The organism is Bradyrhizobium valentinum (assembly GCF_001440405.1).
Classification (GTDB): domain Bacteria; phylum Pseudomonadota; class Alphaproteobacteria; order Rhizobiales; family Xanthobacteraceae; genus Bradyrhizobium; species Bradyrhizobium valentinum.
Genome location: NZ_LLXX01000118.1, coordinates 54182 through 76656, shown reverse-complemented (window position 1 = coordinate 76656; position 22475 = coordinate 54182). Strand labels below are relative to the sequence as shown.

Below are 22475 nucleotides of genomic sequence, written 5' to 3'. Positions count from 1 at the left end.
GCTTCATGCGCTCTTCGGTCTCTTCTGGGCGCGGGCCGCTCGCTTCGACGTATTCAGTGCCACGGCCTCGCGAATGAGCGCCTTCAACGCCTTTTCATCGATCTTGTCGCCCTGATGGAAATCGATGGCGCGCCTGGTGTTGCCTTCGAGGCTGGAGTTGAACAGGTCTGTTGGGTCGTCCAGCGCGGCGCCCCTGGCGAAGGTCATCTTCACCACAGCCTTATATGTCTCGCCGGTGCAGATGATGCCGTCGTGCTCCCACACCGGAACGCCGCGCCACTTCCATTCCTCGACCACTTCAGGGTCGGCCTGCTTGATGATGCTTCGGATGCGCGCGAGCATCTCACCGCGCCAATCGCCCAGCTCCTTGATTCTCGCATCGATGTGCTGAGAGGGAGAGCTCGCTTCTTTTGCTTCCTTTGCGTCGGCCTTCTTCATGCTTGTCGTCGCTTTCTTCGTGGCTGTTGTAATTTCAGTCACAATCGTTCGCCGGGCAACTGGCTGGCTTGTTTCACCCAGGCGACGAATTGTGCTTCGTCGAGCGGGACGTCCTCGTAAATGTCGAGGTAGCGCACTTCCTTGTGCTTGGACTCGCCAGGCGGAATAGGGTGCAGCGATGTACCGCGGAAGAACGTCACTTTAACGTACTTCGTGAAGCAATGAAAACCGAGGAACCAGCCCTGACCCTCAAGGCCATAGAACGGCGTGTTCCATTTGACGGCCTTGTATACGCCAGGAACGGTGCGCACGATCAGCGCATCGAGGTGGCGCCCGACGTCGCGCTTCCAGCCCGGCATGGCCGTGATGTAGGCCTGCACGGGGGCGTCGCCGTACCCTTTCGCGATCTGCGGATTGCCGCCTGAGAGCAGGACAGGCTTTGCGGTAGCCTGCTTGGCGGCGGCCTTCTTTGCGATCTTCGCCGGCCTTCTCGACGTCGTTTGCGCCATTGTGTTCGCTCCTGTCGCCGGTACGTCAGCCGCTGCGCCATTTGGCGGCGTAGGGCAGCACGAACATGTACAGGCCGGTGAACATCAGTAAAAAGAGCGGCGGCAATGGGGAGTATACCACCCACGGGGAAGGCTCCCCCAGTCCCATGGCAATGAAATTGGCGACGACGGTCACCGTGAAGGCAATCGACAGCCAGCGGTGAATCTGCCGAATCCACATGCTCCAGTTCCTCCTTTGCAGACTTTTGCAGACGAGCCGGAGCGTAACGCGGCGGTTCAATCCGCCCGCGCCACGAGCTCTTCCAGCTTCGCGAAGAATTGCTGCCATCCGGCGTGGGCGCCGCCATAGGCCTGCTTCTGATCCGGCCGGAAGCCCGACTGCTCCATGCGCAGGAGGGTCCCCGTGCGCGTTGGCGTGAGCGTAAACGTAACCACGCTCTGCAGATTGAAGGCCGCATCCTCATGCTTGAAATTCCAGGTGTAGGACAGCTCTTTGTTCGGCTCGATCGCAAGGACCTCGCAATCCAGCACGCCGCCCCAGTCGCCGCGAAGATTGAAATGGTGACCCACGACAGGCTTGAAGTCGTTCTTCATCAGCCATTCCTCCATCAAGTGTGGTTGCGTGAGCGCGCGCCAGAGCTTTTCCGGCGGATGCGACATCTCGCGTTCGACGACAACAGTGCGTGTTTCAGTTGCTGTATTGGTCATTGGTCCATCCGTTTGAGCAGATCTTCGAGGTGATCGAACCGGTTCTGCCAGAAGCCGTGCATTTGGCTCGTCCAGTCGATCAGCGGGGCCAGGGCGCCGAGCTGCGCGCTATAGTGCGTCTGCCGGCCTTGGTGACGGTCGCGCACCAGCCCGGCCTGCTTCAGAACGCCAAGGTGCTTTGAGACGGCCGGTTGCGAGATTCCGGCCCGGGCCGTCAGGGCCCCGACCGTCTGCTCGCCTTCGCGGCAAAGGCGCTCGAAGATCGCCCGACGGGTCGGATCGGCGAGTGTTCTGAAGAGCATGTCGTGGGCGTTCGGCATCTGAATCCATAACCAGTGGGTTATTGATTGACGCATAACCGCGAAGATATGGGTTAGTCAAGCCGGAAAAGAGGCGCAACAAGGGGTCTCATCGACGGAACCGCCGGTTGCATCATCTAGTCCCGTGGCCGCCCGTGAAGCAGGACTGCAGGCGCGAACGCCGGGGCCATGATCGTTGGCTCGTTGTCGAAGACGGGCGGCATGACCATGTACAGACCGGGAGGGTGAGGCTCATGGAAGATGCCGGCCGTCAGGCCCATTGGGAGAACGTCTACACGACGAAGGGCGAGAACGAGGTTAGCTGGTTTCAGCAAAGCCCGGCGCCTTCGCTCGAATTGATCGTGCAGGCGGGCGCCACCCACGCGTCGGCGATCATCGACATCGGCGGCGGCGCTTCGCGGCTGGTCGACAATCTCATCGAGCAGGGGTTTGAGGATGTCACCGTGCTCGATCTGTCGGGCGCGGCGCTGGCTGCCGCCAAAAGCCGCCTTGAGAGCCGCCTTGGTGCCGGCGCCGAACGGGTTAGCTGGATCGTCGCGGACGCCACCACCTGGGAGCCGGGCAGGGCTTACGACATCTGGCATGACCGGGCGGCGTTTCACTTTCTCACAGACGCAAGCGATCGCGCCGCCTATATCGCCCGCCTCGAGCGCGGCCTGAAAATCGGCGGGCACGCCATCATCGCCACCTTCGCGCCCGACGGCCCTGAAAAGTGCAGCGGCCTGCCGGTCGCACGCTATGACAGTGCGAGCCTCGGACGCACGCTCGGCGCCACGTTCAAGCTGGTCCACACGCAGCGGCATGAGCACACAACGCCCTGGGATTCCCGGCAGAACTTCCAGTTCAGCGTATTCAGGCGCGAGGGCTGATCGGGTCCGCGATCACTGCGGACGGCTAGTGCGCCATGCCGCGTGCCACTTCGTAACAGGCGTCCATGCAGCGGCGGCAGCTTTCCGCACAGATGCGGCAATGTTCATGCATGGCGGCGTGCTTCTGGCACTCCTCCGCGCAAAGCCGGCAGGCGGCAGCGCATACGCTGAGCATGCGGCGCATCACTTCGTCATCGGAACCTGTCCGGCGGGTCATGATACGGCCGGTGATGTTGCAGATGTCGGCGCAATCAAGGTCCAGGCGGATACACTGGGTCAGCTCCTGCACCATGCGCTCCGACAGGCAGGCGTCGGCACAGGAGGTGCAGGTCTGTGCGCAGGAATAGCATTCCTCGATGCAGCGGATCAGGGCATCATTGATCTGCCCCTGGACGGCCGGGTGGGTGCCAATCATTTCGCGGGCGTGCATGGCGGGCTCCTTGCTTGACGGCCGGCCGCAAACGCGGCGGCCGCTATTTCAAGCCGCAGCGGCCGAAAATGTTCTGGTCTTCCGCAATAATGAGGGCGGGTCCCCGAGAGACTTGGCTGATCCAACGCAAAGGGACTTATCGCAACCGGATTATGTTAACGAAACCCGCGGTTTCGTGATGGAACTTGGCTTCCCATCACGGGCGGGATTATGCGAGACTGGCCTCGTGAAACGTTCGATCCACCTTTGCCGGCTGCTGGCGGTCTTTTTGATCGCGGGCCTTGTGTTCGCCCCGCTTGCCCAGCGCGCGAATGCGAATCCGTCGGCATCGATGGCGCTGACCTCCATGGCCGGTGACGCAGCCTCCATGTCCGACGACATGCCGTGCTGCCCGGAGAAATCCGCGCCGGTGGATTGCGCCGATTGCCCGTTGATGGCGCTCTGCGTGTCGACGACAGTGCAGGCGCCGCTGCCGGCGAGCGTTGCCGAACTCCAGCCGGTCATTCTGCGAACGCTACGTCCCGGCAGCGATCCCGAGGTGGAAAGCCTCGACTATTCACCCCCTCCTAGACCCCCCCGATCCCTGGACCTTTTGGCGTAACGCCAAAATCGCGCGGCGCTTTGTGGCGTCCGCTCCATGCTGCCATGGCGGCTGACCAGAGATCGAGGTTATCACTATGAAGTTCAATCAATTTTCGCGCAGTCTGCGGCTCGCGCTGATCGGCGCTGCCTTGACGTGCGGTCCAACCGTCGCGTTCGCGGATATCAAGAATTACGAATTCAAACTTGTCGAACCGACCGTCAAGACCGGCCCCGATAAGACCATCGCCGTGAAGCTCGTCGACAAGACGACAGGCAAGCCCGTTCCGGACGCGGTCATCTTCTCCACCCGCCTCGATATGGCGCCCGATGGCATGCAGGAGATGGCGACCAAACTCACCCCGCTGCCAGCATCGGAGCCGGGCACCTACCGGTTCAAGGCAAATTTCAGCATGGCCGGCCGGTGGCAATTGTCGCTCGGCGCCAAGGTACAGGGTGAAACCGGCACGGTCGAAAACAAACTCATCATTCAGGCCGACAAATGAAACGGTCAGTCCAGATCGCCATTGCGGCGGCCGCTATCGGGGCTGCGGTGGTGGCCGGAATTGTCGCGCGTCCATTCATCCTGTCGAGTGGAGAGACCAAGCACGCTCACGTCGTCGCACAAGCCGAACCGGCTGCCGCCGCAATCTATTATCAGGACCCCGACGGCAAGCCGTTCTATTCGCTGACACCGAAGAAGACGCCTGATGGCCGCGACTACCGCGCCGTCCCCGCAGGCGCCGACATCAGTTTTGACGAACCTGCGACGGATGCGGCGGCTGCGCCATCCGCCGATCGCAAGATCAAGTATTACCGCAATCCGATGGGCCTGCCGGACGTTTCGCCGACGCCCAAGAAGGACTCGATGGGGATGGATTACATCCCCGTCTACGAGGGCGAGGACAGCGACGACGGCTCGGTCAAGGTCTCGCCCGGAAAAATCCAACGCACCGGCGTCAAATCAGAGCCAGCGGCCCTCCGTCCGATCCGGACGGTCGTGCGGGCGCCAGGCGCGATCCAGCTCGACGAGCGCCGAGTCTCCGTCATCGCGATGCGTGCGGAAACCTACCTGCAGTCGGTCGCCGACGTTACGACCGGCACCTTCGTCAAGAAGGGGCAGCCTTTGATGGAGATCTACAGTCCCGCAGTTTCCAGTGCAGCCGCCGAATATGTGACGACACTAACGTCCAGGACCACGGCGGGCGAGCCCTCCTACGGACGTGGCTCGCGGCAACGGTTGATGAACCTCGACGTGCCCGACGCGGTGATCACTGCGATCGAGCGGACGCGGGTCGTTCCTGTGACCGTCGAGTGGTCGGCCCCGCGCGACGGCATCGTGCTGGAACGCAACGCGGTCCAGGGCATGCGAGCCCAGCCAGGCGACGTGCTCTTCCGCGTCGCCGACACCTCGCTTGTCTGGGCGATGATCGACGTGGCCGAGCGCGACCTCGGCTCGCTTGCGGTCGGGCAGCGCGTGACCGTTCGGGCACGCAGCTTCCCTATGCGGGACTTCTCCGGAAAAATCTCGGTGATCTACCCCCAAGTCAACCGCGAGACACGGACAGCCCGCGTTCGGGTCGAACTCGACAATCCAGACCTCGCGTTGCTGCCGGACATGTACATAGATGCCGACATCGATATTGGCGGGTCGGAGCCCGTTGTGTCGGTTCCCGACAGCTCAGTGCTCGATACCGGCTCCCGGCAGGTCGTTCTGGTCGACAAGGGCGAGGGCCGGTTCGAGCCTCGCGACGTCAAGGTCGGCCGCCGGGGAGGCGGGCTAATCGAAATCCGCAGCGGGCTGAAAGACGGCGAGCCCGTCGTCGTTGCCGCCAATTTTCTGATCGATGCGGAGAGTAACCTGAAGGCGGCTCTCAAAGGCTTTGCCGAGGGAGCGCCGCAATGATCGCCCGCCTGATCGCCTGGTCGGCCCGCAATCTGCTGCTGGTGCTGTTCGGCACCGGATTCGCTGCCGCGGCCGGCCTCTATGCACTCATCCATCTGCCGTTGGACGCCATCCCGGACCTCTCTGACACGCAGGTGATCGTCTACACGGAGTATCCGGGGCAGGCGCCGCAGGTCATCGAGGACCAGGTCACTTATCCGCTGACGACGGCAATGCTGACGGTACCGAAGTCGAAAGTCGTTCGCGGCTTCTCGTTCTTCGGCGTCTCGTTCGTCTACGTGATCTTCGAGGACGGTACCGACATCTATTGGGCGCGCTCGCGGGTGCTTGAATTCCTAAACGCCGCGGCCTCGCGTATTCCCGCCGGTGTGACGCCGACCATCGGCCCGGATGCGACCGGCGTCGGCTGGGTTTACCAATACGCTATCGTGTCGAAAGAGCTGAACCTTTCCGACACGCGCACGATTCAGGACTGGAATCTGAAGTTCGCGCTCGCCAAGGCCGAAGGCGTCGCCGAAGTGGCGAGCGTCGGCGGCTTCGTCAAGCAATACAACGTGATTCTCGATCCGCAGCGCATGCGCGACCGCGGCATCACCATGCAGAAGATGCGCGATGCAATCCGCGCCAGCAACGCCGACGTCGGCGGCAGAACCGTCGAGCTGTCCGAGTTCGAATATGTCATTCGTGGCAAGGGCTATCTGAAAGGCATCAACGACCTCGGCAACGTCGTGCTCAAGGTGAGCAATGGCACGCCCGTTCTGCTGCGCGACGTCGCGAGAGTCGAGCTCGGCCCCGACGAGCGGCGCGGCATCACTGAACTGAATGGGGAGGGCGAGGTCGCGAGCGGTATCGTGCTGCAGCGCTTTGGCGTCAACGCGCTCGACGTCATCGAGAACGTCAAGAAGCGTTTCAAGGAAATCGCCAGCAGCCTGCCGAAATCGGTCGAGATCGTGCCGGTTTACGACCGCTCGAACCTGATATACGCCGCCATCGACACGCTCAAGCATACGCTGTTCGAGGAGAGCATCGTCGTAGCATTGGTCTGCATCGTGTTTCTGCTGCACGTTCGCAGTGCGCTGGTTGCGATTCTGATGCTGCCGGTCGGCATCTTGATGGCGTTCGGCGCGATGAAGCTGCTCAACATCGGCTCCAACATCATGAGCCTCGGCGGCATCGCCATCGCGATCGGCGCCATGGTGGATGCGGCGATTGTCATGATCGAGAACGCGCACAAGCATCTTGAACGGGCGGAGCCCGGAAAGTCTCGGGTGGACATCCTGATCGAGGCCGCCGCGCAGGTCGGGCCCGCGCTGTTCTTTAGCCTGCTGATCATCACCGTATCGTTCATGCCGATCTTCACGCTGGAGCAGCAGGAGGGACGGCTGTTCAGCCCGCTCGCCTTCACCAAGACGTTCGCGATGGCGGCCGCGGCACTGCTTTCGGTGACGCTGGTGCCGGCGCTGATGGTGATCTTCGTCCGCGGCAGAATTGTTCCCGAGCACAGGAACCCGATCAACCGCTTCTTGATCTGGATCTACCGTCCCGTCATCAAGGGCGTTTTGCGCGCCAAAACACTGGTCGTCCTGCTCGCACTCGCGATTCTGGCCGTGAGCGTCTGGCCGGCGCGCCAGCTCGGCACCGAGTTCATGCCCAATCTGAACGAGGGCACGCTGCTCTACATGCCGACGACATTGCCGGGCATCTCTGTCACCAAGTCCGCTGAACTGATGCAGACCCAGGATCGGATCATCCGTTCTTTTCCGGAAGTCGAATCCGTCTACGGCAAGGCAGGCCGCGCCGCGACCGCAACCGATCCGGCGCCGTCGGAAATGTACGAGACCATCGTCAATCTCAAGCCGAAGCAGGAGTGGCGACCCGGCGTAACGATCGACAGCCTGATCGCGGAAATGGACAAGGCATTGCAGTTCCCTGGCGTCTCCAACGCCTGGACCATGCCGATCAAGGCCCGCATCGACATGCTGTCGACCGGCATCCGCACCCCGATCGGGGTCAAGGTGATCGGCACCGATCTGGTCGAGATCGACAAGCTCGCCAAGCAGATCGAGCAGGTCCTGAAGGCGGTCCCGGGCACCTCGTCCGCTTACGCCGAGCGCGGCATCGGCGGCTATTATCTGGAGATCACGCCGGACCGCGAAGCGATGGCGCGCTACGGCATCATGGTCCAGGACGTCCAGGATACCATCGCAACGGCGCTTGGCGGGCAGACGGTCACGACGACGGTTGAGGGACGCCAGCGCTTCTCCGTCAACATGCGCTACCCCCGGGATTTGCGCGACAGTCCGGAGGCGATTGCTAGCGACGTGCTGGTGCCGATGCCGGCCGGCGGCGCCGTCCCGCTCGGCGAAGTCGCAAAGGTCGCGCCGGCGCGCGGGCCGTCCTCGATTCGCACCGAGAACGGCCAGTTGGCGACCTACATCTATGTCGACATCCGCGACCGCGATCTCGGCGGCTATGTCGCGGACGCCCAACGCGCCGTGCAAGCCAGCATCCAGTTCCCGCCTGGCTATTACGTGATGTGGAGCGGCCAGTACGAATACCTCGAGCGCGCCACTGCAAGGCTGAAGATCGTCGTTCCCGCGACGCTGCTCATTATCTTCCTGCTGTTGTACCTCAACTTCCGGTCCGTCACCGAGACGGTGATCGTGATGCTGTCACTGCCGTTCGCGCTGGTTGGTGGGCTCTGGCTGATGTGGTGGCTCGGCTTCAACCTTTCGGTGGCGGTCGCCGTCGGCTTCATTGCGCTGGCTGGAGTAGCCGCCGAGACCGGCGTGGTGATGCTGATCTACCTCAACCATGCATTGGCTGAGATCAAAGGCAGGCGGGAAGCCGAGGGCCGCGCCCTGACGCGCAGCGACCTCTACGATGCCATCATGGAGGGCGCGGTCGAGCGCGTACGTCCGAAGATGATGACGGTGGTCGCCATCATGGCCGGACTGCTGCCGATCATGTGGAGCACCGGCACTGGCTCGGAGATCATGCAGCGCATCGCGGTGCCGATGATCGGCGGCATGGTCTCTTCGACGCTGCTGACGCTGATCGTGATCCCGGCGATCTACGCGCTGGTGAAGGGCGCGGAACTCGGGAAATCGGTGCCGGCGGCGAAGCCGGGTTATGCCGCGCGCACCTGACTGAGAAACGCGTCGACCTGCTCACGCAATTGCTGCGATTGCCGCGACAAATTGCCGGCGGCGGCCTCGACCTGGTTTGCCGCGATACCGGTGGCTGCGGCGCCCTCGGTCACACCGCCGACATTGGCGGACACTTCCTGGGTGCCTGCCGCAGCCTGCTGCACATTGCGCGCGATCTCCTGGGTCGCCGCGCCTTGCTGCTCGATGGCCGACGCGATGGTCGTTGCGATCTCGCTGATTTCGCCGATCGTCTTGCCGATCGCCTCGATCGAGACGACGGATTTTTGCGTGGCCCCCTGGATCGCGGCGATCTGGGAGGCGATTTCGTCCGTGGCATTTGACGTCTGCTCGGCCAGGCTCTTGACCTCGGCCGCGACGACGGCAAAGCCCCTGCCGCTGTCGCCGGCACGCGCCGCTTCGATGGTTGCGTTGAGCGCCAGCAGATTGGTCTGCGAAGCGATGTTGTTGATCAGCTTGACGATGTCGCCGATCCGCTGAGCCATCGCTGCAAGTCCCTGAATCTCGGCGTTGGTGCCTTGCGCTTCCTGCACGGCTTTTGCCGCGATCGCCGCCGACTGGGTAACCTGCCGGCTGATTTCGCTGACGGAAGCGGACAGTTCTTCCGTGGCTGTTGCCACCGTCTGCACGTTGCTTGACGTTTCCTGCGCGCCCGACGCCACGGCCGACGCTTTGTTGGTGTTCTCGGTCGCGACAGCTGCCATTCTTTCGGCGGTGGCGCGCATCTCGACGATCGAGGCGGCAACCGCATCGAGCACGCTTGTGGCATTCCGGTCGAAGCCTTGCGTCAGCGTTTCCATCGCCTGCTGGCGATGCTCCTTCTTCTCTTGTTCGGCCCGTTGCTCGGTCGTCAGTGCGTTCGCTCTGATCGCGTTGTCGCGGAACACGGCGACGGATCGCGCCATCTCGCCGACCTCGTCGGCGCGCGCAAGCGCCGGTACGTCGATCGACATGTCGCCGCCGGCCAGGCGCCGCATGGCAGCCGTCATCGCGGTCAAGGGACGGATGATGCGGCGCGACAGGATCCAGATCGAACCGACGCCGACAGCGATACCAAACAGCGTGACGAGGGCGACGAGAATGAGCTGCGTCCATGCCGCTGCAGCCTTGGCCCCCGCGTGGCCGTTGGTGATATCGACCGCGGCGTCCTTGATCCGGACGATGGATCCGAGCGCCGGATTCGACGCGTCGTACCACTGCTGGACCGTCATCGGATAGGCCGTGCCCGCCGCACCGGCTTTGTAGACCGTATCGGTTTGAGCCTTGAAATTGCCGAGGAAGTTTTGCTCCGCGGCGGCCACCGCAGATACCAGCGGCGACGCCGCGCCGGCGGTGAGATCGCGCATGGTCTGCCAGTTCGACTGGGCATGTCCCCGCCAGTTGGCGATGTCACGCTGCTGCTCGGTCGATAGCGCGCGGCTCGCCGAGATGTTGCCGGCGTGGACGGCGCGTTCGCGGCCGGCATATTCGCGCATCAGGAACGCGCTTTGCTTGACCATCGTAAGCTCGCCGACGATGGCGTCTTCCTTGCTGATCTCGCGCGAGGCTACGGTCCAGAGCGATTGAATTTGGGTCAAGAACTCCGAGACGGTCGGATACCAGGACTTCAGCAGTTCGGCATCGCGCTGCTCCTTCGGAGACTGAAGGGCGGAATCCGCGCTGCGGCGAAGCTGCTTCACACGTTCATAGGCCTGCTCGAGATCGGCAATCAGCTTCTTGCCTTCCGGCGTCGCGGTGGCGGCAATTTGCCTGAGCGCCGGAGCCAGCACAGCATCGCCCTGCGAACGGCGCTTCTGAATCAACTCGCGCGTCTCGGCATTTGTCGGGGCAGGGGCCTGCAGCGCAGTATTGGTCTGGCCGCGCTCAAGCTGAATGCTCTCAAGTCCCTTGAGCAGTTGATCGGCGTTTGCATTCACCTCGGCGACGCGTACGGCGGCCGCGTAGCTGCGCCAGGCATCTGTTCCGGCAATGGCGCAGGAGATCAGGACCAATGCCGCGAGCACGCCAACGATGAGGGCGAGGGTGGTCTTGACGGTGAGGATGCCCGAAAGGGCCTCGCGCTTCGGATGCATGGGGATACCTTCCAGTGGTGGCCCCTGACGACGGCCTCTTTGTTCCTACCAGCCCGCCGTTACCAAGCCGCTAATCGTGGCGTCGGGTTGTGGCGCCAAGGCTCTGTTTTGAAAGCCCTTTCAACATTTTCTGATATCTGTACGGGCGCGCCGTAGACTATAAGTTGCCGGCGCAGGCGGATGAAGAGGTGCGGCGTGCGGATGAAAATTCTCAGCTTCTACGATCGAGCCGGTGCCGCCGATCAGCCGCGTGGTGATCGCTGGCGCGATGGTGAGTTTCGTGAACATCATCCGCCGATCACTCCGAAAGTAACAAATCTCGGCTGAAGGAAGCGGGCCATGGGCTTCTACAACGACGTCATCCTGCCGAGGGTTTGCGATCTCGCGATGCGGAACAAGCAACTTCGGCCGTATCGCGAGAGGGTGATCGGCGCGGCCGAAGGCCGCGTGCTCGAGATCGGGATCGGTTCGGGCCGGAACCTGCCTTTCTATCGGCCACAAGTAACCGAATTGCTGGCGCTGGAGCCGTCTCCTCAACTCACGGCAATGGCTCGTCATGCTCTGCATCCGGGCATGCAGGTCAACTTCGTCGAAGCGTCAGCAGAAGCCATTCCACTTGAAGATCGCAGCGTTGATACCGTTGTGACCACTTGGACCTTGTGCAGCATTCCAGATGCCGCCATAGCGCTCACCGAAATGCGGCGCGTGCTTCGGCCGAGCGGCAAGCTCCTGTTCGTGGAGCATGGCATGGCGCCGGACAAGAATGTACGGCGATGGCAGGACTGGCTGACGCCTGCTTGGAAACGCATCAGTGGCGGTTGTCATCTCAATCGACCCATCGGCGCGATGATCGAAAGTGCCGGCTTCAGGATTGATCGGGTGGAGACCGGCTATATGCCTGGACCCAAGGCGATGACGTTCATGTACGAGGGCAGCGCTCGGCCGGGCTAGATCGGCCCGGTCACTCCCAACCCAAACCTGTGACGCCGTTCACTAACGCCCCAAAAAAGATCAGATAAGCTTGGTTTGCCGGGAGCAGCTCCGTCGGCGTACGTGTCCGTTGGTTCATTTTCGATCCTTTGACGTACTCCCTTCCAGGAGGAAGCTGTGCCAGATATTGCAAGAAATCATGCCGTGGTTATTGGTGCCGGCATGGCCGGCCTTACGGCCGCTCAGGCTATCTCCAGGCATTTCGGGAAAGTCACGATCATCGAGCGGGACATGCTTCCCGCCGAGGCCGCGCCACGAAGCGGCACGCCGCAGGCCCAGCATGCCCACATGCTGCTCGCGGGCGGGTTGAAGGCTCTGCAAACGCTGTTTCCGGGATTTGAGAACGATCTGGCGGAAGCGGGCGCCGTGAAGGTCCGTACGGGGAAGGACATCCGGTTCGAGCGCCCCGGGTTCGACCCATTCCCAATTCGCGATCTCGGCTTCGATATTTTCAGCATGTCGCGCCCGCTGCTCGAAGCCGTTACTCGAGGACGCGTTCTCCAAACCCCGAATATCGGCATTTGCATGCGCTCCCGCGTGACCAGGCTTGTCGCATCGCGCGATACAATGCGGATCGAGGCGGTCCGTTATGAGAGCGAGGATGGTCCTGCTGTCACGGTGGAAGCCGACCTAGTTGTTGAAGCCTCCGGCCGCTGCGGCCTGACGCTACAACTGCTCGAAGAGCTTTCTTTGCAGAAGCCTGAAGAAACCGAGATCGGCATTGATCAGGCATATGCGAGCACCATCGTCGAGCGGCCGCTCGATCACGATGCCGACTGGCTGGGCAATATCATGCTGCCGTCCGCACCCGCCAGCAGCCGCGGGGCGTTCCTGTTTCCGATCGAGAAGCAGCGATGGCTGCTTTCCATCGGAGGCAATCATGGCGACGCGCCTCCGGGCGACCGCGCGGGATTCATGGATTTCGTCAGGAGCCTACGCACCCCGACCATCTATGACGCGGTCAGGGACGCCCGACCGCTGACTGATATCGTCCGCTACCAACTGCCTTGCAGCACACGGCGGCATTTCGAGCGCCTTGAATTTTTTCCGGCGGGGCTGGTCGCGACAGGCGATGCCCTCTGCCGCTTTAATCCAGTGTTCGGCCAGGGCATGAGCGTGGCCGCGCAGGAAGCCGTGATTCTGGACCGCTTGCTGATGGAAGGTGTTCCCATGGAGCGGCTGGCGCGCGACTTCTTCGCTGCCATCCAGGACACTATCGCGACGCCGTGGGGCGTTGCCGTCAACGATTTCGTCTACCCTGCCACGCGCGGTGTTCGGCCTGCCGATCTCGCCCAGCGCCTGGAATACGGCATGGCCTTGACCAAGCTCGCCGCGCAGGATCCCGAGGTGCATCGGCTGACTGTGGAAGTCTCCCAGCTACTCAAGCCGCAGGCGGCGCTGCGAGAGCCACTACTGGCGGCGCGCGTGATGTCGCTGATATGACCGGCAACGCGGTGAGGGCGAGAGCTCGAGGAGCGCCGAGTTCACGCGGGCGCTCGCTACCAGGCCAGCAATGTTGAAAACCGGCGCGCTACCTGTCCGTCTCGCCTTCGCACGATCGAGAAGAGCAACACGGCTAGTATCCACAGTTCAGCCTACCGGAGCCGTCAGTCGAAGAACTCCACCGCACCTGTCTCCAGGTTGTACATCGCGCCGGCCATCTTGATGCCGCCCTTTGCTTCGAGTTCAGCAAGTACGGGGCTGTCCTTTCGGATATCGGCAACGGTCATCTCAACGTTCTTTCGCGCGACAGCATCTACGAAGCCGTAGTTCTTCGCCGAGCGCTCGCCCGTATAGGCCGTCGCCTCGATCGCGGGTCTGATCTTGGCCAGCAATCCCGTCAGATTGCCCAACTCGGCATTATCGATTGCGCCCTTGATGGCGCCGCATGCCGTGTGGCCCATTACAAGCACCACCTTGGCTCCTGCCAATTTACATGCGAACTCCATGCTACCGACGATGTCAGCATTTCTGACGTTACCCGCAACCCGGCAGTTAAAGATATCGCCGATTCCAAGGTCCATGATGACCTCCGCCGGCGCGCGTGAATCGATGCATGTCAGCAAAACGGCCGCGGGATATTGTCCCCTGGCGCTCGCTTTTTGCTCGCGAAGGTAATTGCGCTCCTTCCTCTCGCCCATACGAAAGCGCTTGTTCCCGTTCTTCATCGCCTGGACGATTTGCTCGGGTGTCATCTTGTCGCGCAACTCCTTCGTAAGAGCGTCTGCGCGTGCCCGATCTGCAAGGAAGATGCTGCTTCCGCTCACTCCGATCGCCATCGCTCCGCCCGCCGCCTTGAGGAAATTTCTGCGGCCCAGGCAATTGCAATCGAGAGGATGTCCGGATTCCTGACGCATGTCGCTCTCCCTTTTGGGAATTGCATCGTCAAAAGCACGAAGTCTAGTTTCCGCTCAGCACCAGAGATTACCGACGATCAGAACGGCAGCGGTCAGGACGATTGCCGACCACGACCATCAGGATATCGGTGTCACCGGGAGCGGTGACGAAACCAGGCAGATGATGGGGCGCGCTTGGATGAAGTGACTTGTTCACGACGAACTCCACTTCGAATGCGAGGTGTGCGCCGCACTGGCCAGCCGGGCAAGTGCAACCGGTTTCGCCAAACGGTTGCATATTTGCACAATGCTGGAAGTTGGCAAGGTTGAACTGGCCGGCCAAACCATGGTCCGCTGGCCCTTACAAAACGGTTTTGGCCCGTTCTGGGGCGTCAATACCTCGTTCGAATTTGCCGCAATTCGATGAGATCAACTTCGCACGATCGAGCCGGCGCGCCCGACCAGCCGTGCCAGTTGCTTGAAGCGGCTGCCGACGCGGTCGGCGACGAGATCGACCATGCGATGCTCGAACACCAGCATCAGCTTGCGGCTGCCGGTGCGGAAATGCGTCGCGGGCAGCACGCCGGTGCGCGCCGCCGAAATCAGATGCGCGACGCGGAACGCCGCGCCGAGGATGCGGGCGCGCTCGTTCATCGCGGGCGGCACCAGTTCGCGGATCTGCGTCGGCGGTTCGTTTTCTTCGCTGAGGCCTGCGTAGCGATAGAATACCGACAGCGCGACAAAGGCGCGGCCCTGGTGGCTGATCGAGCCGAAATTGCCGTTGGTGATCAGGCTCAGCGTTTCCTCGCCGCGGTGGTCGGGATGCACGCGCCAGCCGATATCGGACAGCAGGCAGGCGGCGTGGCGCAGGCGGCGGTCTTCCTCGGTCTCGCGCAGCTTCACGACTCGCATTAACCGATCGGTCCATGCCACCAATTCTTCGGCATGGCGCGCGGACCGCGACAGCAGCCCATTCAGGGTTTGGGCGGCGCAGATGAAGCCGTCCTTGGCGCGCTCCTGCGGCGGCAGCATTTCGTAGAGCAGGCCTTCGCGCACGCCAAAGGTCGAGAACACGATCGTCTTTGGCTGGCCGACGCGGATGATGTATTCGAGCACCAGCGCCGCATAGGTCAGGAGCGGACGCCGTGCATCCGCGACCATCTCGATATCGGCGAGCATGTTGGCGGCCGCCAGCCGGCGCAGCCGCCGGGCGAAATCGAGCGCGTCGGCGGCAGGTATCGAATAGCCGTGCATCACGCGCAGTGGATAGCCGCTCTGGACGATGTGGATACGCGCCAGCGCGCGCCAGGTGCCGCCGACCGCATAGAAGGTGCGGCCACGGCCGGCCTTGAGCTGGGCGACGTCGGATAGATCGTCGCGAACGATGCGCTCGGCGCGCTTCAGCGATTTGTCCGAGAGATCCTGCAGCGCCAGGCTTCCCAGCGGCAGGGTGACGCCGCTATGGATCCGGTTTTTCTGCACGTCGATCAGTTCGAGCGAACCGCCGCCGAGATCGCCGACAATGCCGTCGGGATTGTGGATGCCGGAGACGACGCCGAGCGCGGAAAGTTTTGCCTCGCGCGGCCCCGAGAGGATTTCAATGTGCGCGCCGCAGATGCGCTCGGCCTTGGCGATGAAGTCGGGACCGTTCTTGGCGTCGCGGCAGGCGGCGGTGGCGATGGCGAAGACGCGCCCCACTTGCTGGATGCGGCACAGCGCCCGGAATCGCCGCAGCGCCGTCAGCGCCTTGGCAACCGCGTCCTCGGCCAGCAGGCCGGTGCTCTGCACCTCGCGGCCGAGCCCGCACAGCGCCTTCTCGTTGAAGATGGTGACGAGGCTGCGCGCCATCGTCTCATAGACGACGAGACGAACCGAGTTCGAACCGATGTCGATGACGGCGACGCTGGAAGCGCGCTTGCGCGGCCGCTTCACAGCCAAAACCCCTTATGACGATTGCTGACGTTCGGTACGGCGCGTAAGGCGGCGCGGCGAAGATTCCTTGAGAGACTTTCCACGGCCTGACAGACTCGGATTCGTCATGAAATAGTTGTGCAGATTGAACGGCTCTTCGCCTTTCGCGGCCTTCATACGCGTTGACGATCCGTCCGGCAATAACTGCCAGCTCTGCTCGGTATCCTTCAGGTTCGCGACCATGATCTGTTCGAGAACCTGCTGATGTACCGTGGGATTTTGCAATGGACAAAGGATTTCGACGCGGCGGTCGAGGTTCCGCGGCATCATGTCGGCGGACGAGATATACACAGCCGCTTTCGGGCCGGGCAGGCCCTGACCCATACCAAAGCAGTAGACACGGCCGTGCTCCAGGAAGCGGCCGATGATGGATTTGACGCGGATGTTCTCGGAAAGTCCTGGAATGCCCGGGCGCAGACAGCAGATGCCGCGCACCACCAGTTCGATCGACACGCCGGCCTGCGAGGCCTCGTACAGCGCGTCGATGACATCGGGGTCAACCAGCGAGTTCATCTTCATCCAGATCACGCCCGGCTTGCCGTGCCTGCTGTGATTGCTCTCGCCCTTGATATGTTCGATGATGCGCTTGCGCAGCGTCAGCGGCGACACCGCCATCCGCTCGATGTCGCTCGGCTCGGCATAGCCGGTAATGTAGTTGAATACCCGTGCCGCATCGCGGCCGATGATCGGGTCCGACGTGAAGTAGGATAGGTCGGTATAGATGCGCGCGGTGACCGGATGATAATTGCCGGTGCCGGTATGCACATAGGTCGTCAGGCTACCGCCCTCGCGCCGTACCACCATTGACAGCTTGGCGTGCGTCTTCAGTTCGAGAAAACCATACACGACCTGCACGCCGGCGCGTTCGAGGTCGCGCGCCCAGCGGATATTGGCTTCTTCGTCGAATCGCGCTTTCAGTTCGATCAGGGCCGTCACCGATTTGCCGGCCTCTGCAGCCTCGGCAAGCGCGCGCACGATCGGCGAGTTGTTCGAGGTGCGGTAGAGCGTTTGCTTGATGGCGACGACGTCGGGATCGCGCGCGGCCTGCTGCAGGAACTGCACGACGACGTCGAAGGATTCGTAGGGGTGATGGACGATGAGGTCCTTCTGCCGGATCGCGGCGAAGATGTCGCCGCCATGGTCGCGCACCCGCTCGGGATGGCGCGGCACATAGGGCATGAATTCAAGGTCGGGCCGGTCGAGCCGCGTGAGCTGTGAGAGCTCGTTCATCGCCAGCACGCCGTCGACCAAAAACACCTCGTCATCGGCAGCCGAAAGCGCCTGCTGCACGAAGGCGCGCAGCTCCTCCGGCATCTTGGCTTCCATCTCCAGCCGGATCACCGAACCCCGCCGCCGTCGCTTCAGCGCGGTCTCGAACAGGCGGACCAGATCTTCGGCCTCTTCCTCGATTTCGAGTTCGGAGTCCCTGATGATGCGGAAGGCGCCCTGGCCCTTGACGGTGTAGCCGGGGAACAGACGGCCGATGAACAGGCCGGTGGCCTGTTCCAGCGGAATCAGGTGCACCGCGCCGTCCTTGCCCGCGGGCATGCGGATGAACCGGTCGATCTTGCCAGGCATGCGGATCAGCGCGTTCATCGCCTTGCCGTCCGATGTCCGCAACAATTGCAGGGCGATGGTGAAGCCGAGGCTCGGAATGAACGGGAACGGGTGCGCCGGATCGATCGCCAGCGGCGTCAGCAGCGGGAAGATGTTGCGGAGGAAGTGATCCTCGAGCCAGCCGCGCTCCGCCTTGGTGAAGTCGTGGCCGTCGACCAGTATGATGCCGGTGTCGGACAGGATATTGCGTAGATCGCGCCAGATCGCCTGCTGGTCGGACGCGAGTTCCGAAACCGACCTGTTGATCAAGGTGAGCTGTTCGGACGGCGTCAGGCCATCGGGGCTACGTTCGGCGATGCCTTCACGGACCTGCGCCTTGATGCCGGCGACGCGGACCATGAAGAACTCATCAAGGTTATTGGCGGAAATCGACAGAAACCGCACCCGTTCCAGCACCGGATGGCCGGGATTGACCGATTCTTCGAGCACCCGGCGGTTGAAATGCAGCCAGGAAAGTTCCCGATTGATGAATCGCTCCGGACTCGCGGTAATCGTGGGCGGAGCCTCGGCAATCGGTTCTTTTTCTTTTATTTCAACAGCTTGTACCAATTCCATAAGGCTTTGATCCATCTCTGGCGGTGCGGGCTGACTTTATGGGAATGCGGCCCACAGCATGTGATACGCCCATGACGTTTCAATGACATTGATGGTCCGCCCACGGCCGCCGTCAAGGCGGCAGGAAGCAGCACGCACCGACCGATCAGGCGTTGCGCAGCAGTTCCGCGGCCAGTGCCCGGGTCACCGGCCGGCCAAGCCGCAGCGCCTCGGCATCCAGAAGGTCGATCGCGCGCCGGGCCGCAGCATAGGAGCGCTCGATCCGGGTTGCGAGGTAGCTCACGACCGTCTCGTCGATGCTCAACTGGCGATCCGCGCAGAATTTGACGATCAGGCCGCGAAACAAGAGGTCGTCGGGCGGCGATAGCGATACGAGGGGTGCAGCGCGCAGCCGCGACCTGAGATCGCGCAGTTCGACCTCGAACGCCGCCGGCGGAACCCGCCCCGTGATCAGGACGAAGGCCCCGTCCTCGCGCGCCAGGTTCAGGAGGTGAAACATCGCGCGTTCGTCGAAGTCGCCCGGCCTCAGGTCTTCAACCACTAGCGCCCCGGTGGCGAGCGCGCCGGGCACGGCAGCGGGGTTAAGCGCATGCGCCGATGTCGAGCGCGCGCCAGCCTGTTCGGACCAGATCGCGGCGAGATGGCTCTTGCCGGAGCCCTCCGGTCCTACCAGCAGCATGATGCGGTTCGGCCAGTCCGGCCAGCTTTCGATCAGCGAGAGAGCGGCTTCATTGGCCGGCCCTTCGAGGAAATTGTCGCGGGTCAGGCTTTCCGCATGCGGCAGCGCAAAGGCAAGCTGACGAGGTTGAACGCGGACTGCCACGCAAATCTCCAGGCCGGGATCTTTTATAGCGTTTTCAAGCGAAGTGGGTACCGGTTCGCGTGAAGAAAACGCGTCAAAACAAAAAGAACGATCTAGCGCGCTTCGATCGTGCTCATGTGCCGCACCCACTCGACGAGATAGAGCGAGACGGAAACCAAAGTAAAGACCGTTACGAAACCCATCAGGATTACGTCATATGGCGCCGGCTTGAAGTTGAAACCGAGCGAAGCCAGCACCAGCGCCGCGAACGCCACCTGTGCCACCGTGTTGAGCTTCGAGACCATCAGCGGTTTCATCGGAATGGGCTTGTCGAACAGCCATGACACGATCACGGCCGTGACGATCATGATATCGCGCGACACCACGAGGATGACGAGCCAGCGCGGCACCGCACCCCAGATGCCGAGGGCCACGAAGATCGAAACCAAGAGCGCCTTGTCGGCGAGCGGGTCGAGCAGGGCGCCCAGCTCACTCGACATGTTGAAGCGCTTGGCGAGAAAGCCGTCGACGGCGTCGCTGACCCCTGCGATGACGAAGATCGCAAAGGCGATTTCCATCTGGCTGGAAACGATCGCCCAGACGATGACCGGCACCAGAATGATGCGCCCCAGCGTAATGATATTCGGAATGCTCAACTCGGTCGCTTCCCGGCTCCCGGCCTAGATCCGGCCCTTGGCGGGTTCGGCCGGACCTTATCTACGGACCTTATCTACATAGTATATGCGAGAAGCGTTCGCGAGCCATTGCAGGATCGCGGAATTCCTCGTAACCAGCGGTCATCATACGGAAATTGGGCATGATCGACCGAAAAAACGGGCTAACTTACTCGGATTCGGGCGTTGATATCGATGCGGGCAACCGCCTGGTTGATCTCATCAAGCCGATGGTCCGCGCCACCGCCCGGGCGGGCGCGGACGCCGAAATAGGCGGCTTTGGCGGCCTGTTCGACCTCAAAGCGGCAGGTTTCAAGGATCCCGTGCTGGTGGCGGCGACCGACGGCGTCGGCACCAAGGTCAAAATCGCGATCGAGACCGGTCTGCATGGCGGCATCGGCATCGATCTGGTGGCGATGTCGGTCAACGATCTGGTGGTTCAGGGCGCGGAACCGTTGTTCTTCCTCGACTATTTTGCCTGCGGCAAGCTCGATCCCGAGGCCGCGGCGGCCATCGTGGCCGGCGTCGCCGAGGGGTGCCGGGAGTCCGGCTGCGCCTTGATCGGCGGGGAGACCGCGGAAATGCCGGGGCTCTACAAGGACGGCGATTACGACCTCGCGGGCTTTGCGGTTGGGGCTGCCGAGCGCGGCACGCTGCTGCCGAGCGCCGATATCGCCGTGGGTGACGCCGTGATCGGATTGGCATCTTCGGGCGTTCACTCCAACGGCTTCTCGCTGGTCCGCAAGATCGTGGAAAACTCACGCCTCGGCTTCGATGCGCCGGCGCCGTTCTCGCCGGTCATGACGCTGGGCGGCGCGCTGCTGGTGCCGACGCGGCTCTATGTGAAGTCCTGCCTGCGCGCGATTCGCGAGACCGGCGCGATCAAGGGGCTCGCCCACATCACCGGCGGCGGCTTCACCGACAACATCCCGCGCGTGCTGCCAAAGCATCTCGGCGTCGGCATCGATCTGGCGCGGCTGCCGGTGCTGCCGGTGTTCAAGTGGCTGGCGGAGCTGGGCGGGATCGCCGAACTCGAATTGTTGCGCACCTTCAACTGCGGCATCGGCATGGTCGCCATCGTCAAGCCGGACGCAATCGAGCAGGTGACGGAAGTTTTGACCGAAAGCGGCGAGACCGTCGCCGTGCTCGGCGAAGTGATCCCGGCTACGGGCGAACATCGCGTGGTCTACAACGGCCATCTCGATCTCGCGCAATGAAGCGCCGTGTCGCCATCCTGATCTCCGGGCGCGGATCGAACATGGCCGCGCTGATCGATGCGGCGAAGGCTGCGGATTTTCCGGCCGAGATCGTCGCCGTCATCTCCAACCGGCCCGATGCCCTCGGGCTGGAAAAGGCAGCCGCGAGCGGCATCCCGACGACGGTCATCGAGAGCAAGCCGTTCGGCAAGGATCGCGCCGGCTTCGAGGTTGTCCTGCAGCGGGCGCTGGAGGAAAAAAACGTCGAGCTGATCTGCCTCGGCGGATTCATGCGGCTGTTCACCGCCGATTTCGTGCAGCGCTGGTACGGCAGGATGCTTAATATCCATCCCGCGCTGCTGCCGTCCTTTCCGGGCCTCGATCCGCACGGCCAGGCGTTGCAGGCCGGGGTGAAGATCTCGGGCGCGACCGTGCATTTCGTGATTCCCGAAACCGACGCCGGCCCGATCGTGATGCAGGGCGCGGTCACGGTGGCCGATGACGACACGGCCGAGACGCTGTCGCAGCGCATCCTCGGCATCGAGCATCGCATCTATCCCGAGGCGCTGCGGTTGCTTGCGAGCGGCAAGCTTCGGCTCGAAGGGGACATCTGCAAGCTTGCCGACGGGGCCGACCGCGACGGAACCCTGATTTCACCGCGGACGATCTGATATTATCTGCCGGTGTGCGCGAACCGAGCGCGACAACCGCGCTCCACAAAATCCATCGAGGTTCCATGATCACGCTCTATGGCTCCGGGCCCAATTTCGGCCTTCCCGACGCAAGCCCATTCGTGACCAAGGCCGAGACCTTGTTGCGGATGTCGAAGCTCCCGTTCGAAAAGGCGCTGATGAGCTTTTCCAAGGCGCCGAAGGGGAAGATCCCCTACATCGAGGACGACGGCCAGTTGCTCGGCGACTCCACGCTGATCCGCTGGCACCTCGAAAAGAAATACGGCATCGATTTCGACCAGGGCCTCACCGCCGAGCAGCTCGCCATCGCCTGGGCGTTCGAGAAAATGGCGGAGGACAATCTGTACTGGGCCAGCGTCTACTTCCGCTGGATGATCGATGCCAATTTCCGCAAAGGGCCGGTCAATTTCTTCAATAGCGTGCCTGCGCCGGTCCGGCCTGTTGTCGTCTCGATGATCCGCCGCCGCCTGCGCAAAACGTTGCACGGCCAGGGAATCGGCCGTCACTCCGCCGACGAGATCACCGCGATCGGAATCCGCTCGATCGATGCGATGGCGGCCTATCTCGGCGACAAGCCGTTCTTCATGGGTAGCGCGCCCGCCGGCATCGATGCCACGATGTTCGCCTTCGCGGTCAGCGCGATT

At 62.6% G+C, this 22475-nt stretch carries 24 protein-coding genes; 12 read left to right on the top strand and 12 right to left on the bottom strand.

Annotation, left to right across the window (positions count from 1 at the left end):
• Positions 1-3: 3 nt before the first annotated feature.
• Genes CP49_RS17415 through CP49_RS17395 form a run of 5 tightly spaced genes read right to left on the bottom strand, consistent with a single transcriptional unit; the run spans position 4 to position 1975 of the window.
• Positions 4-438, bottom strand: a complete 435-nt coding sequence (locus CP49_RS17415; protein WP_057851427.1) for a DUF1801 domain-containing protein — start codon at positions 436-438, stop codon at positions 4-6.
• A gap of 38 nt (positions 439-476) precedes the next feature.
• Entirely contained in the window at positions 477-947 is a 471-nt protein-coding gene (locus CP49_RS17410; protein WP_057851426.1) for a DUF1801 domain-containing protein, read from the bottom strand.
• Positions 948-972: 25 nt separating this feature from the next.
• Positions 973-1167, bottom strand: a complete 195-nt coding sequence (locus tag CP49_RS17405) for a hypothetical protein (protein ID WP_057851425.1) — start codon at positions 1165-1167, stop codon at positions 973-975.
• Positions 1168-1223: 56 nt separating this feature from the next.
• Positions 1224-1655 carry an SRPBCC family protein gene (locus tag CP49_RS17400; protein ID WP_057851424.1) on the bottom strand — a complete coding sequence of 144 codons (432 nt, stop codon included), beginning with the start codon at positions 1653-1655 and terminating at the stop codon, positions 1224-1226.
• Complete coding sequence (locus tag CP49_RS17395) at positions 1652-1975, bottom strand: ArsR/SmtB family transcription factor (protein ID WP_057851423.1); 324 nt, start codon at positions 1973-1975, stop codon at positions 1652-1654. The genes CP49_RS17400 and CP49_RS17395 overlap by 4 nt, the downstream gene beginning before the upstream one ends.
• A gap of 233 nt (positions 1976-2208) precedes the next feature.
• On the opposite strand from CP49_RS17395, the gene CP49_RS17390 reads away from it, so the two are divergent.
• Positions 2209-2844, top strand: coding sequence for a class I SAM-dependent methyltransferase (locus CP49_RS17390; RefSeq protein WP_057851422.1), 636 nt, complete (start codon positions 2209-2211; stop codon positions 2842-2844).
• Between the two features lie 25 nt (positions 2845-2869).
• Here CP49_RS17390 and CP49_RS17385 read toward each other — a convergent pair whose 3' ends face one another.
• Positions 2870-3274 (bottom strand): four-helix bundle copper-binding protein, encoded by a 405-nt coding sequence (locus tag CP49_RS17385; RefSeq protein WP_057851421.1) that lies wholly within the window; start codon positions 3272-3274, stop codon positions 2870-2872.
• Between the two features lie 226 nt (positions 3275-3500).
• On the opposite strand from CP49_RS17385, the gene CP49_RS44735 reads away from it, so the two are divergent.
• The 4 genes from CP49_RS44735 (at position 3501) to CP49_RS17365 (ending at position 8908) form a co-directional block, all read left to right on the top strand.
• The gene (locus CP49_RS44735) at positions 3501-3875 is read left to right on the top strand and encodes a hypothetical protein (protein WP_156438493.1); all 375 of its coding nucleotides are present in this window, start codon (positions 3501-3503) and stop codon (positions 3873-3875) included.
• 76 nt (positions 3876-3951) lie between these two features.
• Positions 3952-4359, top strand: coding sequence for a FixH family protein (locus CP49_RS17375; protein ID WP_057851419.1), 408 nt, complete (start codon positions 3952-3954; stop codon positions 4357-4359).
• Positions 4356-5759: an efflux RND transporter periplasmic adaptor subunit gene (locus CP49_RS17370; RefSeq protein ID WP_057851418.1), complete on the top strand. Its 1404-nt coding sequence runs from the start codon at positions 4356-4358 to the stop codon at positions 5757-5759. The genes CP49_RS17375 and CP49_RS17370 overlap by 4 nt, the downstream gene beginning before the upstream one ends.
• Positions 5756-8908: an efflux RND transporter permease subunit gene (locus tag CP49_RS17365; RefSeq protein WP_057851417.1), complete on the top strand. Its 3153-nt coding sequence runs from the start codon at positions 5756-5758 to the stop codon at positions 8906-8908. Before CP49_RS17370 ends, CP49_RS17365 begins: the two co-directional genes overlap by 4 nt.
• On the opposite strand, the gene CP49_RS17360 is transcribed toward CP49_RS17365, so the two are convergent.
• Complete coding sequence (locus CP49_RS17360) at positions 8890-10998, bottom strand: methyl-accepting chemotaxis protein (protein ID WP_057851416.1); 2109 nt, start codon at positions 10996-10998, stop codon at positions 8890-8892. The genes CP49_RS17365 and CP49_RS17360 overlap by 19 nt on opposite strands.
• Positions 10999-11199: 201 nt before the next feature.
• Here CP49_RS17360 and CP49_RS48660 point away from each other — a divergent pair, with 201 nt between their 5' ends.
• The 3 genes from CP49_RS48660 to CP49_RS17350 all read left to right on the top strand — a co-directional run bounded on the left by CP49_RS48660 (position 11200) and on the right by CP49_RS17350 (position 13431).
• Positions 11200-11325, top strand: a complete 126-nt coding sequence (locus CP49_RS48660) for a hypothetical protein (protein ID WP_276326516.1) — start codon at positions 11200-11202, stop codon at positions 11323-11325.
• A 12-nt stretch (positions 11326-11337) separates the two neighbouring features.
• Positions 11338-11949 carry a class I SAM-dependent methyltransferase gene (locus tag CP49_RS17355; RefSeq protein ID WP_057851415.1) on the top strand — a complete coding sequence of 204 codons (612 nt, stop codon included), beginning with the start codon at positions 11338-11340 and terminating at the stop codon, positions 11947-11949.
• A 201-nt stretch (positions 11950-12150) separates the two neighbouring features.
• Complete coding sequence (locus CP49_RS17350; protein WP_057851414.1) at positions 12151-13431, top strand: NAD(P)/FAD-dependent oxidoreductase; 1281 nt, start codon at positions 12151-12153, stop codon at positions 13429-13431.
• Positions 13432-13595: 164 nt separating this feature from the next.
• Here the strand turns inward: CP49_RS17350 and CP49_RS17345 are convergent, their stop codons facing one another.
• On the bottom strand, positions 13596-14345 hold the full coding sequence (locus tag CP49_RS17345; protein WP_057851413.1) for a carbonic anhydrase family protein: 750 nt from the start codon (positions 14343-14345) through the stop codon (positions 13596-13598).
• Between the two features lie 220 nt (positions 14346-14565).
• On the opposite strand from CP49_RS17345, the gene CP49_RS44730 reads away from it, so the two are divergent.
• Positions 14566-14751 carry a hypothetical protein gene (locus tag CP49_RS44730; RefSeq protein ID WP_156438491.1) on the top strand — a complete coding sequence of 62 codons (186 nt, stop codon included), beginning with the start codon at positions 14566-14568 and terminating at the stop codon, positions 14749-14751.
• A gap of 2 nt (positions 14752-14753) precedes the next feature.
• Here CP49_RS44730 and ppx read toward each other — a convergent pair whose 3' ends face one another.
• The 4 genes from ppx to CP49_RS17320 all read right to left on the bottom strand — a co-directional run bounded on the left by ppx (position 14754) and on the right by CP49_RS17320 (position 19925).
• Positions 14754-16256 (bottom strand): exopolyphosphatase, encoded by a 1503-nt coding sequence (gene ppx, locus CP49_RS17335; protein WP_057851411.1) that lies wholly within the window; start codon positions 16254-16256, stop codon positions 14754-14756.
• Between the two features lie 12 nt (positions 16257-16268).
• Positions 16269-18467, bottom strand: a complete 2199-nt coding sequence (locus CP49_RS17330; protein ID WP_057851410.1) for an RNA degradosome polyphosphate kinase — start codon at positions 18465-18467, stop codon at positions 16269-16271.
• 145 nt (positions 18468-18612) lie between these two features.
• Positions 18613-19290, bottom strand: coding sequence for a P-loop NTPase family protein (locus tag CP49_RS17325; protein ID WP_057851409.1), 678 nt, complete (start codon positions 19288-19290; stop codon positions 18613-18615).
• 92 nt (positions 19291-19382) lie between these two features.
• The gene (locus CP49_RS17320; protein ID WP_028346428.1) at positions 19383-19925 is read right to left on the bottom strand and encodes a CDP-alcohol phosphatidyltransferase family protein; all 543 of its coding nucleotides are present in this window, start codon (positions 19923-19925) and stop codon (positions 19383-19385) included.
• A 161-nt stretch (positions 19926-20086) separates the two neighbouring features.
• Here CP49_RS17320 and purM point away from each other — a divergent pair, with 161 nt between their 5' ends.
• The 3 genes from purM to CP49_RS17305 all read left to right on the top strand — a co-directional run.
• Positions 20087-21160, top strand: a complete 1074-nt coding sequence (gene purM, locus CP49_RS17315) for a phosphoribosylformylglycinamidine cyclo-ligase (protein ID WP_057851408.1) — start codon at positions 20087-20089, stop codon at positions 21158-21160.
• On the top strand, positions 21157-21810 hold the full coding sequence (purN, locus tag CP49_RS17310) for a phosphoribosylglycinamide formyltransferase (RefSeq protein WP_057851407.1): 654 nt from the start codon (positions 21157-21159) through the stop codon (positions 21808-21810). Before purM ends, purN begins: the two co-directional genes overlap by 4 nt.
• Before the next feature lie 65 nt (positions 21811-21875).
• Positions 21876-22475 (top strand): glutathione S-transferase family protein (locus CP49_RS17305; RefSeq protein WP_197423144.1); only part of this gene is annotated, 600 nt, incomplete at its 3' end.

Bases quoted from the DNA above. Each gene is read 5' to 3' on its own strand.
- CP49_RS17370 (WP_057851418.1), top strand. From the start codon at position 4,356: ATGAAACGGTCAGTCCAGATCGCCATTGCGGCGGCCGCTATCGGGGCT.
- CP49_RS17385 (WP_057851421.1), bottom strand. From the start codon at position 3,274: ATGCACGCCCGCGAAATGATTGGCACCCACCCGGCCGTCCAGGGGCAG.
- purN (WP_057851407.1), top strand. From the start codon at position 21,157: ATGAAGCGCCGTGTCGCCATCCTGATCTCCGGGCGCGGATCGAACATG.
- purM (WP_057851408.1), top strand. From the start codon at position 20,087: ATGATCGACCGAAAAAACGGGCTAACTTACTCGGATTCGGGCGTTGAT.
- CP49_RS17410 (WP_057851426.1), bottom strand. From the start codon at position 947: ATGGCGCAAACGACGTCGAGAAGGCCGGCGAAGATCGCAAAGAAGGCC.
- CP49_RS17355 (WP_057851415.1), top strand. From the start codon at position 11,338: ATGGGCTTCTACAACGACGTCATCCTGCCGAGGGTTTGCGATCTCGCG.
- CP49_RS17375 (WP_057851419.1), top strand. From the start codon at position 3,952: ATGAAGTTCAATCAATTTTCGCGCAGTCTGCGGCTCGCGCTGATCGGC.
- CP49_RS48660 (WP_276326516.1), top strand. From the start codon at position 11,200: ATGAAAATTCTCAGCTTCTACGATCGAGCCGGTGCCGCCGATCAGCCG.
- CP49_RS17395 (WP_057851423.1), bottom strand. From the start codon at position 1,975: ATGCCGAACGCCCACGACATGCTCTTCAGAACACTCGCCGATCCGACC.
- CP49_RS17390 (WP_057851422.1), top strand. From the start codon at position 2,209: ATGGAAGATGCCGGCCGTCAGGCCCATTGGGAGAACGTCTACACGACG.
- CP49_RS17350 (WP_057851414.1), top strand. From the start codon at position 12,151: ATGGCCGGCCTTACGGCCGCTCAGGCTATCTCCAGGCATTTCGGGAAA.
- CP49_RS17415 (WP_057851427.1), bottom strand. From the start codon at position 438: ATGAAGAAGGCCGACGCAAAGGAAGCAAAAGAAGCGAGCTCTCCCTCT.
- CP49_RS17360 (WP_057851416.1), bottom strand. From the start codon at position 10,998: ATGCATCCGAAGCGCGAGGCCCTTTCGGGCATCCTCACCGTCAAGACC.
- CP49_RS17330 (WP_057851410.1), bottom strand. From the start codon at position 18,467: ATGGAATTGGTACAAGCTGTTGAAATAAAAGAAAAAGAACCGATTGCC.
- CP49_RS17405 (WP_057851425.1), bottom strand. From the start codon at position 1,167: ATGTGGATTCGGCAGATTCACCGCTGGCTGTCGATTGCCTTCACGGTG.
- CP49_RS17345 (WP_057851413.1), bottom strand. From the start codon at position 14,345: ATGCGTCAGGAATCCGGACATCCTCTCGATTGCAATTGCCTGGGCCGC.
- CP49_RS17400 (WP_057851424.1), bottom strand. From the start codon at position 1,655: ATGACCAATACAGCAACTGAAACACGCACTGTTGTCGTCGAACGCGAG.
- CP49_RS17365 (WP_057851417.1), top strand. From the start codon at position 5,756: ATGATCGCCCGCCTGATCGCCTGGTCGGCCCGCAATCTGCTGCTGGTG.